Annotated in this window: 14 protein-coding genes; 7 read left to right on the forward strand and 7 right to left on the reverse strand. The window is 71.5% G+C overall.

Translation table 11 applies throughout. The features are described 5' to 3' along the window. Positions 1-18 precede the first annotated feature (18 nt). The 3 genes from trxA to ABD832_RS12490 all read right to left on the reverse strand — a co-directional run bounded on the left by trxA (position 19) and on the right by ABD832_RS12490 (position 1,564). The gene (gene trxA / locus ABD832_RS12480; RefSeq protein ID WP_344893001.1) at positions 19-333 is read right to left on the reverse strand and encodes a thioredoxin; all 315 of its coding nucleotides are present in this window, start codon (positions 331-333) and stop codon (positions 19-21) included. Then, positions 330-710, reverse strand: coding sequence for a MerR family transcriptional regulator (locus tag ABD832_RS12485; protein WP_344893004.1), 381 nt, complete (start codon positions 708-710; stop codon positions 330-332). The genes trxA and ABD832_RS12485 overlap by 4 nt, the downstream gene beginning before the upstream one ends. 155 nt (positions 711-865) lie before the next feature. After that, positions 866-1,564: a class I SAM-dependent methyltransferase gene (locus ABD832_RS12490; RefSeq protein WP_344893007.1), complete on the reverse strand. Its 699-nt coding sequence runs from the start codon at positions 1,562-1,564 to the stop codon at positions 866-868. A gap of 163 nt (positions 1,565-1,727) precedes the next feature. Between ABD832_RS12490 and ABD832_RS12495 the strand changes: the two genes are divergently transcribed. From ABD832_RS12495 to ABD832_RS12520, 6 genes are all read left to right on the forward strand, one after another. After that, on the forward strand, positions 1,728-2,537 hold the full coding sequence (locus tag ABD832_RS12495) for a sugar phosphate isomerase/epimerase family protein (protein ID WP_344893010.1): 810 nt from the start codon (positions 1,728-1,730) through the stop codon (positions 2,535-2,537). Then, positions 2,534-3,223 carry a TetR/AcrR family transcriptional regulator gene (locus ABD832_RS12500; RefSeq protein WP_344893013.1) on the forward strand — a complete coding sequence of 230 codons (690 nt, stop codon included), beginning with the start codon at positions 2,534-2,536 and terminating at the stop codon, positions 3,221-3,223. The genes ABD832_RS12495 and ABD832_RS12500 overlap by 4 nt, the downstream gene beginning before the upstream one ends. A gap of 192 nt (positions 3,224-3,415) precedes the next feature. Next, positions 3,416-5,566: a (Fe-S)-binding protein gene (locus ABD832_RS12505; RefSeq protein ID WP_344893016.1), complete on the forward strand. Its 2,151-nt coding sequence runs from the start codon at positions 3,416-3,418 to the stop codon at positions 5,564-5,566. Positions 5,567-5,729: 163 nt separating this feature from the next. Next, positions 5,730-6,524 carry a hypothetical protein gene (locus ABD832_RS12510; RefSeq protein ID WP_344893019.1) on the forward strand — a complete coding sequence of 265 codons (795 nt, stop codon included), beginning with the start codon at positions 5,730-5,732 and terminating at the stop codon, positions 6,522-6,524. Beyond that, complete coding sequence (locus tag ABD832_RS12515) at positions 6,521-7,597, forward strand: glycosyltransferase (protein ID WP_344893022.1); 1,077 nt, start codon at positions 6,521-6,523, stop codon at positions 7,595-7,597. The genes ABD832_RS12510 and ABD832_RS12515 overlap by 4 nt, the downstream gene beginning before the upstream one ends. Before the next feature lie 18 nt (positions 7,598-7,615). Further along, positions 7,616-7,897 (forward strand): metal-sensitive transcriptional regulator, encoded by a 282-nt coding sequence (locus tag ABD832_RS12520; protein ID WP_344893025.1) that lies wholly within the window; start codon positions 7,616-7,618, stop codon positions 7,895-7,897. A gap of 485 nt (positions 7,898-8,382) precedes the next feature. Here ABD832_RS12520 and ABD832_RS12525 read toward each other — a convergent pair whose 3' ends face one another. Both ABD832_RS12525 and ABD832_RS12530 read right to left on the reverse strand, forming a co-directional pair. Continuing rightward, positions 8,383-9,726: a hypothetical protein gene (locus ABD832_RS12525; protein ID WP_344893028.1), complete on the reverse strand. Its 1,344-nt coding sequence runs from the start codon at positions 9,724-9,726 to the stop codon at positions 8,383-8,385. Between the two features lie 184 nt (positions 9,727-9,910). Further along, the gene (locus ABD832_RS12530) at positions 9,911-10,456 is read right to left on the reverse strand and encodes a gamma carbonic anhydrase family protein (RefSeq protein WP_344893031.1); all 546 of its coding nucleotides are present in this window, start codon (positions 10,454-10,456) and stop codon (positions 9,911-9,913) included. 140 nt (positions 10,457-10,596) lie between these two features. Here ABD832_RS12530 and ABD832_RS12535 point away from each other — a divergent pair, with 140 nt between their 5' ends. Beyond that, entirely contained in the window at positions 10,597-12,240 is a 1,644-nt protein-coding gene (locus ABD832_RS12535) for a DivIVA domain-containing protein (protein WP_344893034.1), read from the forward strand. 308 nt (positions 12,241-12,548) lie between these two features. On the opposite strand, the gene ABD832_RS12540 is transcribed toward ABD832_RS12535, so the two are convergent. After that, a complete protein-coding gene (locus tag ABD832_RS12540) occupies positions 12,549-12,779 on the reverse strand; it encodes a hypothetical protein (RefSeq protein ID WP_344893037.1) in 231 nt (76 codons plus the stop codon). Between the two features lie 126 nt (positions 12,780-12,905). Beyond that, positions 12,906-13,658, reverse strand: coding sequence for a GntR family transcriptional regulator (locus ABD832_RS12545; protein ID WP_344893040.1), 753 nt, complete (start codon positions 13,656-13,658; stop codon positions 12,906-12,908). Positions 13,659-13,760 lie beyond the last annotated feature (102 nt).

Below are 13,760 nucleotides of genomic sequence, written 5' to 3' on the forward strand. Positions count from 1 at the left end.
GCCCGGTTCGCGGGTGTGTCAGATGTGGCCCTCCAGGTCGGCCAGCAGCAGGCGCTTGGGCTTGGCGCCCTTGATCTGCTGCACGACCTCGCCGTCCTTGTAGAGGTTGAGCGTGGGCAGCCCGAGGACGCCGTACCTGGCGGAGATCTCGGGGTAGTCGTCGGCGTTGAGCTTGGCGATCGTGAGGCGGTCGCCGTACTCGGCCTCGATCTCGGTGAGAACCGGGGCGATCATCTTGCACGGCCCGCACCACTCGGCCCAGAAGTCGACCAGGACGGGCTTGTCGCTCCGCAGCACCTGCTCGTCGAAGTTCTCGGCGGTCAACGTGATCATGATTCTCCTGCTTTCCTCAGTACGCAGCCCGGACAGGCCGTGGTGAACTGTGCCGCCACCTCGGCCCTGCGGGCGAGCAGCGTGCGGATCTCGTCGTCGATCTCGGCGAGCTTGCGCCGGTAGACGGCCACCGACTCCGGGCACGACCCCCCGGAGTCGTGCCCGGCCCGCAGGCAGGCCACGAACGGGCGGGCGTCGTCCAGGGTGAAGCCGACCGCGAGCAGCGACCGGATCTCCGAGACGAGCCGCAGGTCCGCCTCCCCGTACTCGCGGTAGCCGTTGGCCGAGCGGCGGGCCGAGATCAGGCCCTGCTGCTCGTAGTACCGCAGCGCCCGGGGACTGACCCCCGCGCGCCGTGCCAGCTCGCCGATCCGCATCCGCCCCTCCCGATGGGACGACGATAAACCGTGACACCAACGTCAAGGTCAAGCCGCCACGCGTTGTTCCCGACGGTTCCCGCACGGTTCGCACACGCCCCGCGGGGAGGTTCCCGGATCGCCCGGGAAGGGCGACGGGATCCGCGGGGAACGGCTCAGAACAGCTTCCAGCGCAGCACGTTGGGGTAGGCGATCTCCAGGCCGGCGGTCTCCGCGATGGCCTGCTCGGCGACCGCGGGGGTGAACTCGATGCGGAGCACCGCCTCCAGGTCGGCGCGGCGCTCGAAGCGCATGTTCAGGTCCAGCTCGGCGGCCTGCCAGCCCTGGCGGCTCCAGAACTCCTCGACGGACCTGGCCGAGTAGGAGGGGATCGACCGGGAGAACCAGCGGCCGAAGGCGCCGCGACCGGCGTCGACGTCGATCACGAAGGCCGCGCCGCCGCGCCGCAGCACCCGGGAGAGCTCGGCAAGGCCGGGCTCGCAGCCGGGCCCGAAGAAGTAGGCCCAGCGGGCGACGGCCACGTCCACGCTCGCGTCCGGCAGCGGGAGCGCCTGGGCGGTGCCCGCGCGGACCTCCACGTTCGGCAGCGAGCGGCACCGGCGGACGGCCAGGCCCACCAGGTCCTCGTGCGGTTCGACGCCGACGACCCGGGCGGCGGTGGCGGCCAGGGAGGGCAGGTGGTAGCCGGTGCCGCAGCCGATGTCCAGGACCGTCGCCCCGCTCCAGGGCCGGATGGCCGCCATGGCGGCCTCGGCGCGTCCCTCGGGGTCCACCGCCCGGTTCTCCAGCTCGTAGGTCCGGGGCGTGTTCCAGATGTTGGGGCTGGGGATGGCACCCTTGGCGTACCTCGGCATGCCCTCACCGTAACGGTGTGATCCCGGACGCGTCGGACGGCGGCGTACAGCACCGCTCTCCGGACCCGCTTAGGCTGGCAAAGGTGAGCGACATGAGCGAGCGGGCCGGTCGGCCCAGCGGTGTTCGCGAGCGTGTGCTCCGAGCCGGAGACGAGGAAGCGGTATGAGCGTCCGTGTATCCAGTGCGAAGATCGCGCTGTCCACCGCGTCGGTGTACCCCGAACGTACCCCCGACGCCTTCGAGCTGGCCGCGCGCCTGGGGTACGACGGTGTGGAGATCATGGTGGGCGCCGACCCCGTGAGCCAGGACGTCGACGTCCTGGAGCGGCTGTCGGACCACTACCAGATGCCGATCTTGGCCATCCACGCGCCGTGCCTGCTGGTGACGCAGCGGGTCTGGGGCAAGGACCCCTGGGCCAAGCTGCAGCGTGCCCAGCGTGCGGCCGAGCGGGTCGGCGCCCGCACGGTCGTGGTGCATCCGCCGTTCCGCTGGCAGCGGGACTACGCCAGGGACTTCGAGATCGGCCTGGCCAGGATGCGCGACGAGACCGACGTGGCGTTCGCGGTGGAGAACATGTTCCCCCTCAAGGCCAGGGGCAACGAGGTCGTCCCCTACTCCCCCGACTGGAACCCGGTCGACCACGACTTCCCCCAGGTCACGCTGGACCTCTCGCACACGGCGGTGTCCGGGTCCGACGCCCTGGAGATGTTCACCAAGCTCGGCGACCGGCTCGCCCACCTGCACCTGGCCGACGGCGTGGGCGTGCCGAACAAGGACGAGCACCTGGTTCCGGGACGGGGCACCCAGCCATGCGCGCCGATCCTGGAGCGGATGGCGGGCAACGGCTACTCCGGGCTGGTGGTGCTGGAGATCAACACGCGCAAGGCGGTCAGCCGCAGCGAGCGGATCGACGACCTGGCCGAGGCGCTGGCGTTCGCCCGGCTGCACCTGGCCGCCTCCACCAGCGCATGAGCGAGCCCGTCGTGAGCGAGCCCGCCGCGCCGGACGCGCCCGGCGGGTCGGGCTCGCTCGGCGGGAACGGCGGGTCCGGCGGGAACGGCGGGAGCGCGGCGGCGAGGAGGAGGCCGGGGCGCAGGCCGGGGTCGGCCGACACGCGGGGGCAGATCCTGGCGGCGGCGCGCGAGATCTTCGCCGATAAGGGGTTCGACAAGGCGACCGTCCGGGGCATCGCCCGCCAGGCCGGGGTGGACCCGGCGCTGGTCCACCACTACTTCGCCGGCAAGGAGGGCATCTTCGTCGCGGCGATGGAGCTGCCGATCAACCCGGAGAACGTCGTCGCGGCGATCCTGGCGGGCCCGCGCGACGAGGTCGGCGAGCGGCTGACCAGGCTCATCCTGACGATCACCTCGGACGCCGCGGCCCGCCAGCCGCTGCTGGCGCTGGTGCGCACCGCGATGACCAACGACCAGATGGTCGTCATGATCCGCGAGTTCATGACGCGGGCGCTGCTGCACCGGGTCGCGGAGCTGCTCCAGATCCCGCCGCTGCGGATGGAGGCGGCCTTCGCCCAGCTGTTCGGCGTGGTGCTGGTGCGCTACGTCCTCAAGCTGGAGCCGCTGGCCTCCACCGACGTGGAGGAGCTGGTGGAGCTGCTCGCTCCCACGATCCAGCGCTACCTCGACCCGGTGCGGCCGTAGTGATCACTTCGGTACCGTCCGGAGGCGTACAGAGCATTGTTCTGGGCATTGGGTCGGCCATAGGGTGACCACGGTCGGCCCGGGTGCTGTGCGCGGGTAAGTTACCCGTGGGTAGGATTCGTGGGGACCCGTCGTCATCATGGGTGACCGGCGGTCGTACGCTGGCAGCCAACGCCGTCTGTGGGAGGACCCGTGCTCTGGGTAGCGATCATCGGGCTGGTCATGACAGCCGTCGCGGTCGCGCTTGCCGCGCGCCGCGTGTTGTTCCTGTACCGGCTCGCCACCGTCGGGCCACCCGCGCCCGAACGCATCGAGTACGCCAGGAACCACCTCGGGGAGGAGATCAAGGCCCAGCTCGTCGAGGTCTTCGGCCAGCGCAAGCTGCTGAAGTGGACGGCGCCCGGCACCGCGCACTTCTTCGTGATGTGGGCGTTCTTCATCCTGGTGACCGTCTACCTGGAGGCCTACGGCGCGCTGATCCAGGGTGCGATCACCGGCACCCCCGACTTCCACATCCCGCTGGTGGGGACGTGGCCGGTGCTGGGCTTCCTGCAGGACTTCATCGCGGTGGCGGCCCTGTGCGGCCTGATCGCCTTCGCGGTCATCAGGATCAGGAACTCGCCCAAGAGGCTGGGCCGCAGGTCGCGCTTCTCCGGCTCGCACCTCGGCGGCGCCTGGCTCGTCCTGTTCATGATCTTCAACGTGATCTGGACGATGTTCCTCTTCCGCGGCGCCGCGGCCAACACCGGCAACCTCCCCTACGCCTCGGGGGCGTTCGCCTCCGACGCGACGGCCGCCCTGCTGCGGCCGCTGGGCGCCTCGGCCAACGAGACGCTGGAGCACGTCGGGCTGCTGCTGCACATCGGCGTGATGCTGGTCTTCTCGGTCATCGTGGTGAACTCCAAGCACCTGCACATCTTCACCGCGCCGCTGAACGTGGCCTTCTCCCGGCGCCCGAACGGCAACGGCCCGGCCCAGCCGCTGCGCATCGACGGCAAGGTCGTGGACTTCGAGGACGAGGAGCTCGACGGTGACCGGCTCGGCCGGGGCAAGATCGAGGACACCCCGTGGAAGGGCTTCCTCGACTTCTACACCTGCACCGAGTGCGGCCGCTGCCAGGACCAGTGCCCGGCCTGGAACACCGACAAGCCGCTCTCGCCGAAGATGCTCATCCTCCAGCAGCGCGACCACGCCTTCAAGGTCGCGCCGTACCTGTCGGCCACCCAGGAGCAGCGCGCAGACCTGCACGAGGACGTGCTGGCCCTGCTGGACAAGCCGCTGGTCGGCGAGGACGGCGTCATCCATCCCGACGTGCTGTGGTCCTGCACCAACTGCGGCGCCTGCGTCGAGCAGTGCCCGGTCGACATCGAGCACATCGACCACATCCTGGACATGCGCCGCTACCAGGCCATGGTGGAGTCGAACTTCCCCTCCGAGGCCGGCGTCATGGTCAGGAACCTGGAGAACAAGGGCAACCCCTGGGGGATGGCCGAGACCAAGCGGGCCGACTGGATCGAGGAGCTGGCCGGCCGCGAGGTCGACCCCATCGAGGTCACCCTGGTCGACGAGAAGCTGGACGAGGACGTCGAGTACCTGTTCTGGGTCGGCTGCGCCGGTGCCCTGGAGGACCGGGCCAAGAAGACCACCAAGGCGGTCGCGGAGCTGCTGCACGTCGCGGGGGTGAAGTTCGCGGTGCTCGGCCCGATGGAGGCGTGCAGCGGGGACCCGGCCCGGCGCCTGGGCATGGAGTACCTGTTCGACATGCTGGCCAAGCAGAACATCGAGACGCTGAACGAGGTGGGGGCGAAGAAGATCGTCGCGACCTGCCCGCACTGCTTCAACACCCTGGCCAACGAGTACCCGCAGCTCGGCGGGACCTACGAGGTCGTGCACCACACCCAGCTGCTGGCGAAGCTGGTGGACGAGGGCAGGCTGGTGCCGGTCACCCCGATCGAGGAGAAGATCACCTACCACGACCCGTGCTTCCTGGGCCGCCACAACAAGGTCTACTCCCAGCCGCGCGACATCATGGCCAAGGTGCCCGGGGTGAAGACCCAGGAGATGCACCGCCACAAGGACCGGGGCTTCTGCTGCGGCGCGGGCGGCGCGCGGATGTGGATGGAGGAGCGGCTGGGCAAGCGCATCAACACCGAGCGGGTGGACGAGGCGCTGACCACCGAGCCCGACACGATCTCCACGGCGTGCCCGTTCTGCCTGGTGATGCTCGGCGACTCGATCAACGAGAAGAAGAACACCGGCGAGGCCAAGGAGACGCTGGAGGTCGTCGACGTCTCCCAGCTGCTGATCAAATCGATCAAGGGCCAGCCCGTCGAGGCGTCCTGACCGTCCCCGATGTCAGATACGGGCTATTTCAACGGTTCGTATCTGACATTTGGTCAAGTGTCCTGGAAAAGAGGGGAAGGTCCAAAAACCTTTCTCCACATAACGGGAAAATCACGGTAGCCTCAACGTCGCGTGGCTCATTCAACGGGGAGGGGGCTCGACGATGCCCGTCGTCGTCAGCGATGCCGAGGTTACCCTGGCCGACGTTCTCTCACTTCGGCTGGCCGTCGACGAACCGCTGGCCGAAGGCGCCGAACTGGTCCTGCGCAACCGGGCCACCCTGGCCGAGAGCCGGGTGCCGCTGGGCAGACCGGGGGCCGGGGTGCGCGACGCCGCGCTCGCGGTCTCGCTCGCGCCGCTGGACCTCGGCCCCGGCCGCTGGGACACCTACCTGCAGCAGGGCTCCTCGCGCACCCGCCTGCGCAGCGTCGACCCCGGTTTCTCCCTCGACCACCTGGAGGCGTACGCGCTGAGCCGGCGCACGCTGGCCTACCGCGCGTACCGGACCCGTAACGGTTTCCTGGCGCTGAAGATCGACGATGCGCGGCCGACGGCCGAGGTCAGGTCGGTCTGGTTCCGGGAGGGCCGCTTCGAGGTGACCGGCCTGCTGGCCTTCACCGGGCTGGAGGACGACGAGGCACGGCACGACGCCCGGCTCACCCTGCACCGCAGCCGTCCGGACGCCGAGCTGACGTCGGTTGCAACGGTCCAGGGGGTCCGCTTCCACGCCGCGCTCTCGCTCTGCGACGTGATCGCCGCGGCCCCCGGCCAGACCGGCACCTGGGAGCCCTCCCTGCGGGTGCGCGGCGTCTCCACCCCGCTTCGGCTGGGCTCCCGGCTGGACGACGTCGACGGCAAACGCCGGCGGCTGCACTACCCGGCGGCGCAGATCGACGGGGTGCCGATCCGGCCCTGCTACACCGCCGACGACGAACTGCGGATCGAGGTCGGCGGGTGAGGATCTGCCTGCTCGTCCCCTCCGCGTACGGGATGCGCGGTGACGTCCGCTCGATCGTCAACCTCGCGGGGGAGCTGGCAGAACGCCACGACGTGGAGATCATCAGCGTCCGCCGTCACCGGGAGAGGCCCTTCTTCCCGGTGGCGTCCGGCGTCGAGCTGTCCTGGGTGGTCGACGGCAGGCCCGGGGTGAGGCATCTGCTCCCGGGGGGCCGGATGCGCGCCGAGGTCGCCCTGTGGCGGCGGCTGCGGGGCCTGAGGGCCGACGTGATCGTCAGCACCCGTCCCGGGCTGAGCGTCCAGGTCGCCCGGCACGCGCCGCGCGCGCTGCTCCGCGTCGCCCGGGAGTGGGGCCGCCCGCCCGTACCCGCTCCGATCAAGAGGTTCTACCCGCGGCTGGACGCGGTGGTGACCTCCACGGAGACGGCCAGGCAGGAGTGGGACGGGCTGCTGGCCGGGACCGTCCCGGTCACCGCGATCCCGGACGCGCTGCCCGCCGGGCCGTGGCCGCGCTCGCGGATGGACAACCGCATCGTCGCCGCGGGCGGGCGCCTGGTCCCGGTCAAGGCCCACGACCGGCTGATCCGGGCGTTCGCCGTCGTCGCGGGCAAGCGCCCCGACTGGCGGCTGCGGCTGTACGGCGGAGGGCCCGAGGAGAAGCGGCTGCGCGCCCTGGTCGGCGACCTGGACCTGCACAACCACGTGTACTTCATGGGCACGACCTCGGACCTGACCGGCGAGTTCGCCAAGGCCTCGATCGTGGCGACCACCTCCAGGACCGAGGTGCTCGGCATGACCGTGATCGAGGCGATGGCCAGCGGGGTGCCGGTCATCGCGTTCGACAGCCCGCGCGGGCCGGGGGAGTTCGTGACCGACGGCCGCAGCGGCGTGCTGGTCGCCGAGGGGGAGGGTGAGATCGAGGCGTACGCCTCGGCGCTGCTGACCCTCATCGACGACGAGCGGCGGCGCAGGACGCTCTCCGCGGGCGCCCTGGAGGCCGCGAGGACGTACGGGGCGCCCTCGGTGGCGGAGCAGTGGGAGAAACTGTTCGCGGCCACTTCCCGTCCCGCCTGACGCGGGTACCGTTGGGACATGCATGGGTACAGCGGTGACAAGCAGGCGTACCTGACCCGCCTGCGGCGTATCGAGGGGCAGATCAGGGGCCTTCAGCGGATGGTCGAGGAGGACGCCTACTGCATCGACGTGCTGACCCAGGTCTCGGCCGCCACCCGGGCGCTCCAGGCGGTGGCGCTCGGACTCCTGGAGGACCACATCGGGCACTGCGTCACCGGGGCCATCGAGGCGGGAGGGCCGGAGGCCCAGGAGAAGGTGAAGGAGGCCTCGGCCGCGATCGCCCGGCTCGTCCGTTCGTGACTAGTCACAGGACTATCTTTTCCGACCGCGTCCCGGACCCCGTTGGAGGGTCCGGGACCAGGTCTTGGAAACCGTTCCTGCCGTGGCCTCAGCAGACAGCCGAGGCGCTCAACCCGAGCGCGTTGTCGAGCTCCACCAAGGTGAGGGGCCGTTCGCTGATCGCGACGGCGGACAGCACCTCGGCATAGAGCGCGATCTCGTCCAACGCGACACGGTCGTGGACCCTAGAGTCCAGGTCGTCGTGCCCCACCGCGTCGTCCTTCCTTCCGCAGCCCACACCCACTTCGAGGTTACGGCGGGCGGTCATCGGTGCCCATGGCCCATCGGGACCATTCCTCGCCCCGCCCGATGCGTCCTCAAGGAGGATCATTTCCCGATTACGAGATCACAATTCAGCCAATTGTCTGATGCATACGGGGCGAGAAGGATATAGGGGCAGTAAGGATAAAATAACTATATTTGTGGTTTAAGCCTACGGGCGTGTGTCAGAAGTGACGGGGATAGGTTCCCGAGGCTCCCGGGACGGGGTCGTCCCGCTCGTGCGTCAGCCGGTGCACCACGGCCGAGGCCGTCGCGAACCCGCGCTCCGGCACCTCGGTGCCGGTGAGACGGCACCAGGCGAGCCCGGTGGCGTAGGCGGCGCCGAGCAGGGCCGCGGCGGTGGCCCGGTCCGGCGGGTGCAGCGCCGACGGCAGCTCCCCCGAACGCGGCCAGCACCCCCGCAGCGGATGCGAGGCGTCGGTGAGCACCACGTGCAGGATGTGCCGCAGCTCCGGGTCCAGCCACGGGTAGAGCCCGTCGGCCGCCCGCGGGGCGCAGGCCGCCAGGTCCGCGGCGAGCAGCGACGCGGCCACCGCCCGGGGATCGGCCCCCATCGGGGCGACGAAGCCCAGCGCCCCGACCAGGTCGTAGATCATGTGCTGGAGGTGCTCACCGGGGAGGGCGTCGGGAAGCGTCACATGGGACGGGCAGCGCGCCAGCCACGCGTCCCGCACCGCCTCGTCGCCGTGGTGGGCCAGCACGGGGTCCTGGCAGGCCCGCCGGAGCAGCGGCTGGAGCATGCACAGCAGGGCGTCCGCCCGCGGGCCGAACCGCCGGTCGCCGCGGATGCAGGTCGCGGTGTCGGCCATCAGCGCGACCAGCCGCAGGCCCGCCTCGGGATGGGCGGCCCTGACCCGCTCGCCGTAGAGCGCGACCAGATCGTCCAGCGGGGTGGGCGGCAGCCAGCGGACCCACTCGTCACCCGGGAGCGGGCGGGCCAGGAACTCCCCGAACATCGACAGCAGCACCTCGTTGCCGTCGAAGGCCGGGGCGTAGGCGCACCACATGAGCGTGCCCCAGATCGCCGCGACGGGACTGGCCACCTCCGGCGCGAACAACCCGGTGAACGGCACGGTGAGCGGGAAGTCCTCCCGGCGCCTGCCGCGCTGGGCGATCACCAGCTCGCGGACCCGCTCGGTGATCTCGTACGGCACGTCGGGGCCGACGAAGCCCTGGACCGACCCGCGGTCCACGGTGAAGTCGAGGCCGGTGGGGATCAGGTGCGGCAGGATCGCCGAGGAGGACCGCGACCGGTGTGCCGCCGCGCGGAAGCCCCGGTCGGCCGGGGGTGCGGTCAGGTACCAGCGGCCGTCGGCGGGGTCCTGGCGGTACCAGCGGGCGTGCGCGCCGAACAGCCAGCGTCCGCCGTCGGGGGCGGACAGCGTGCGCTCCGCCAGGGCCTGGACGCGCGCGAACGGCGGCAGACCGGCCCACCGGGGATCGGTCACCATGATCCGCACGTCGTTCTCCACGGCGTCGAACCCGTCCCACTGCCACATGCCGGTCATGGGCGTTCCAGGGCGGGCCCCGGCCTCGGCCGCGGGCGGGACGCCCCTGCCTCCCTTCGGTCAGGTGGTCTGCGGTCCCGCGCTCCCCCGAGCGGGCCTGCACCGATCGTACGACCCGGCCCGGCCGCCGGACGGAACCGCCCGAGAGGACGGGAGGGGGCAGGCCGGCGAGGGCCGGGAGGGGTCAGGCCGGCGCCGGGGGCACGGGGACGGCGGCCCGGTGGCGGGCGGCCTTGTCGACGTAGCGGGCCGCCGTCTCGGCGAACAGGGCACGGTCGTCGTCGGTGAGGTCGCGGACGACCCTCGCCGGTACGCCCGCGACCAGCACCCCGGCCGCGATCCGCTTGCCGGGCGGGACCACGGTGCCCGCCGCGACCAGCGTCCCCGCGCCGATCCTGGCGCCGCCCAGCACGATCGCGCCGATGCCCACGAGGGCGCCGGTCTCCACGTACGCCCCGTGCACCATGGCCCTGTGCCCCAGGCTCACCCGGGGCTCCAGCACCGCGGGCTCGCCCGGGTCGGAGTGCAGGCAGCACAGGTCCTGAATGTTGCACTCCTCGCCGACCTCGACGTCCTCGTCCTCGCCGCGGAGCACCGAGCCGTACCAGACGCTGGCGGCCCGGCCCAGCCGGACCCTGCCGACGACCACCGCCCCCGGGGCGACGTAGGCGTCCGGATGGATCAGCGGGGCGTCGTCGCCGAGCGCGGCGACGTAGGGCGCGGAGGTCATGGGAGCGATGGTACGGGGGGAGGGATTTGTCCGGTGTTTCGGCGGGCGGCGGAGCGTTCAGGTTGCGGACGAGGGCGTTAAGCAGGAAAGTCGTGTCCTGACGTCTCCTTTTCCGCCACACGATCTCCACGGGCAGTGCCATGACAAATCAGCACGAGAGCTTTCCCGACCTGATGCATGAGGACTCGTTCGAGGTCGTCATGCGCGGTTACAGCCGTCGCCAGGTCCACGACTACATGGACCGGCACCGCCACCAGATCCGCGAGCTCGAGCAGCGGCTCGCGCACGCCGCCGAGCAGGTCGAGCAGAGCCGGATGGAGCTGGCCGAGGCCCGCCGGAGGGTCTCGGACGCCCCGCAGGGCTATGACGAGCTCGGCGAGCGGCTCAGCCAGATCCTGAAGCTGGGCGAGGAGGAGGCCGCCTCCAAGAAACAGGTCGCCGAGGCGGAGGCCGCCCGGGTCACGGAGGAGGCCGCCACCGAGTCCGAGCGGCTGGTCACCTCCGCGCAGGAGCGGGCCGAGGGCATCCTGAACGCCGCCCAGCAGGAGGCCGAGCGCCGGGTGGCCGAGGCCACCGCCTCGGCCGAGCAGATGCTCTCCCAGGCGGGAAGCGACGCCGAGGAGACGCTGAACGCGGCCCGTGCCGAGGCCGAGGAGACGCTGCGCGGCGCCCGCGACGAGGCCGAGCGGATGGTCACCTCGGCCAGGAACGAGGCCGAGCGGACGGTGGAGGGCGCCCGCGCCGAGGCCGAGTCCACGCTGGCCGCCGCGCACGCCGAGGCGCGGGCGGCCGTGCTGGCCGCCGACACCGAGGCGCAGTCCACGCTGTCGGCGGCCCAGCGGCGCGCCGCCGTGCTGGACGAGACCACCGGCCGCCGGGTGGTGTACCTCACCGACACCCACCACGAGGTCATGCGCCGCCTGCACGAGATGGGGGCCGTCCTGGGCGACCTGCTGCACCGCGAGGGCGGCGCCGGGCCGCTGATCGACGAGGACGCCGTGCTGCCCCCGGCCCGGGTCCAGCCCGCGCTGGCCGCTCCCGCCGCCTCCGGTGACGCGGGCGACGGCACCTTCGACGGCTCCGGCCGGGCCCTTGACGAGGCCCCTGAAGAGTCCTCCGCGGACGTGGCGGCCGGGACCTCCTCCGGCGCCGGAGCCTCCGCCGGGATCTCCTCCGGTCAGGTCGCCGGAGCCTCCGCGGGGACCTCGGGTGAGGCCGGGGCCGACGGCGAGGCGGCGACCGGGTCCGACGGTGCGAGGACGACGGCCGGGGACGCCGGGTCCGGCGGTGACGGGCCGGGTGACGAGGATTCCGGGAAGACCGGGCCGGGACGCGTCGCCGGACGGACCGGCTCCGATCACGAGGGAGGGGACGGCTCCGCCCGGACGGCCGGGAACGGCTCCGGGAACGCGGCCGGGGACGGCCGGGACGGCGACCCGGTCGACGCCTCGCCCGACTACGAGTCCGTCCGCGTGATCGTGGACGACGACCTCCCCGCCAGGGACGCGGCCCCCACCGGGAGCGAGCGTTCCGGTGAGCGCCACGCCGACCCGTACGCCGACAAGGGGGCCGACGCCGCCACCGGCCCCGAAGCCGGAACGCGGACCGGGACGGAGGCCGGGGCGGAGAACGGGACAGAGGCCGAGACAAAGTCCGGGACGGACGCCGGCACGCAGGCCGGGAGCGGGACGGAGACCGGCGGCGGTGCGGGTCCCGACGCCGACACCGACACGGTGATCGCCCCCGGCCGCAGGAACCAGCGGTACGCGAACCCGCGCAAGTAGCGGCTCGTCCGGAAGGAGGCGATCCGGGTGACCGCCGGGTCCCCCGGGTCGCCCGGGCCCTCGGTGTCGCCGAGACATCGGGCCGCCTCCGGGCACCGGGGTCTCCAGGTTTCCGGGTCTCCGGGATGCCGGGTGTCGAGGCACGGGTCTTCGGGACGCCGGGTGTCGAGGCGCCAGGTCGTCGAGGCGTCAGGTGACCGGATCAACCGAGCGGAAGCCCCCGCCCCCGATCGGGTCGGGGGCTTCCGCGATTGGGGGCCCGGCGCCGGGACCGCATCGGATCCGCTCATCCCGGCACCGGGCGGTCTTCAGGTGTCCGTCACCGGCCCTGTTCCGCCGGAACGTTCCCGTTGTTCGAGGAGCTGCTCGCGCAGCCCTTCGGGGTCGTCCGCGTCGATGGTCATCGCGCAGCCGATGTCACGCTGGGCGGAGGTCAGCGGGTGGTGGCGGGTCGCCCACCACCTGCCCGCGTCGCTCCGCCAGATCGTCCAGTCGGGAAACTCCCGGGCGATCTCCGCGAGATGTCGGTCGAAAGACATCCGTGCACCTTCCCCGCGCCCAGGTCCGCCCGTTCGACGTTCCACCTTCGACGGTGAGGCAGTTCTCTAGAGAAATCAATGATCGCGGGGGACAGGTCAACCTATCGGTTGACGGATGGTCTTGATCTATGCGTCGAAGTCGTACTGAAGTACGTAAGAAGCGGCGTCCAGCACCATCTCGTTCACCTCGACCGCCGTGCCCTCGGCCGTGTAGGCGACCCGGGCGATGGCGATGACCGGGGTGCCCGCGGGCAGGTCGAGCAGGACGGTCTCGTGCGGATGGGGCATCCGTGCACGGATCTCCTCGGTGAAGTGCGCCGGAAGGTGTCCGAGCTCGCCCAGGCGCGCGTAGACGCCCCCCGCTCCGGTGTCCGGCCGGGTGATGGCGCTCCCCTCGACCAGTCCGGCGGGAAAGTGGGAGACCGAGATCTGCACCGGCCGCCCGTCCACCGAGTAGCGGCGCCTGCGGACCCACACCTCGGGACCGCCCAGGACCCGGGCCACGGCCTCCTCGGCCGTCTCCCTGTCGATCTCCACCTCGTCCACCGTGTAGGGGCGGCCTCTGGTGTCGGAGTCCCAGATGGCCTCACCGCGCCCCCAGCCGTCCCGGGAGAGCCGCCGGGAGCCGTGCCGCCTGATGGGGCGGAACTGCCTGACGTACACCCCCGACCCGCGTTTGGGGACGGCCAGTCCTTCGTTGATCAGTACGGAAAGAGCCTGTCTGGCGGTCGCACGGGCTATGCCGTGCGTGGCCATCAGGGCGTTCTCGCCCGGAAGCCGATCCCCGTCTCGGAGATCACCGGACAGGATCGCTTGGCGAAGCCCGTCGGCGATGCGCCGATAGATCGGGGGCTCGGGAGGTACCGGGGACTGCTGCACGTTCGATCACCCTCTGTCACCAACCGGGTTTGGCGTCTCCAGAGAACTTGCCCCGCCTTGTCCACGATCGCACAGATACAGAGGTTGGTAACGTGCTTCTTT

This window comes from Streptosporangium longisporum, assembly GCF_039534895.1.
In the GTDB taxonomy this organism is placed as follows: Bacteria; Actinomycetota; Actinomycetes; order Streptosporangiales; family Streptosporangiaceae; genus Streptosporangium; species Streptosporangium longisporum.

Bases quoted from the DNA above. Each gene is read 5' to 3' on its own strand.
- ABD832_RS12495 (WP_344893010.1), top strand. From the start codon at position 1,728: ATGAGCGTCCGTGTATCCAGTGCGAAGATCGCGCTGTCCACCGCGTCG.
- ABD832_RS12485 (WP_344893004.1), bottom strand. From the start codon at position 710: ATGCGGATCGGCGAGCTGGCACGGCGCGCGGGGGTCAGTCCCCGGGCG.
- ABD832_RS12490 (WP_344893007.1), bottom strand. From the start codon at position 1,564: ATGCCGAGGTACGCCAAGGGTGCCATCCCCAGCCCCAACATCTGGAAC.
- ABD832_RS12510 (WP_344893019.1), top strand. From the start codon at position 5,730: ATGCCCGTCGTCGTCAGCGATGCCGAGGTTACCCTGGCCGACGTTCTC.
- trxA (WP_344893001.1), bottom strand. From the start codon at position 333: ATGATCACGTTGACCGCCGAGAACTTCGACGAGCAGGTGCTGCGGAGC.
- ABD832_RS12540 (WP_344893037.1), bottom strand. From the start codon at position 12,779: ATGTCTTTCGACCGACATCTCGCGGAGATCGCCCGGGAGTTTCCCGAC.
- ABD832_RS12525 (WP_344893028.1), bottom strand. From the start codon at position 9,726: ATGACCGGCATGTGGCAGTGGGACGGGTTCGACGCCGTGGAGAACGAC.
- ABD832_RS12530 (WP_344893031.1), bottom strand. From the start codon at position 10,456: ATGACCTCCGCGCCCTACGTCGCCGCGCTCGGCGACGACGCCCCGCTG.
- ABD832_RS12500 (WP_344893013.1), top strand. From the start codon at position 2,534: ATGAGCGAGCCCGTCGTGAGCGAGCCCGCCGCGCCGGACGCGCCCGGC.
- ABD832_RS12520 (WP_344893025.1), top strand. From the start codon at position 7,616: ATGCATGGGTACAGCGGTGACAAGCAGGCGTACCTGACCCGCCTGCGG.
- ABD832_RS12535 (WP_344893034.1), top strand. From the start codon at position 10,597: ATGACAAATCAGCACGAGAGCTTTCCCGACCTGATGCATGAGGACTCG.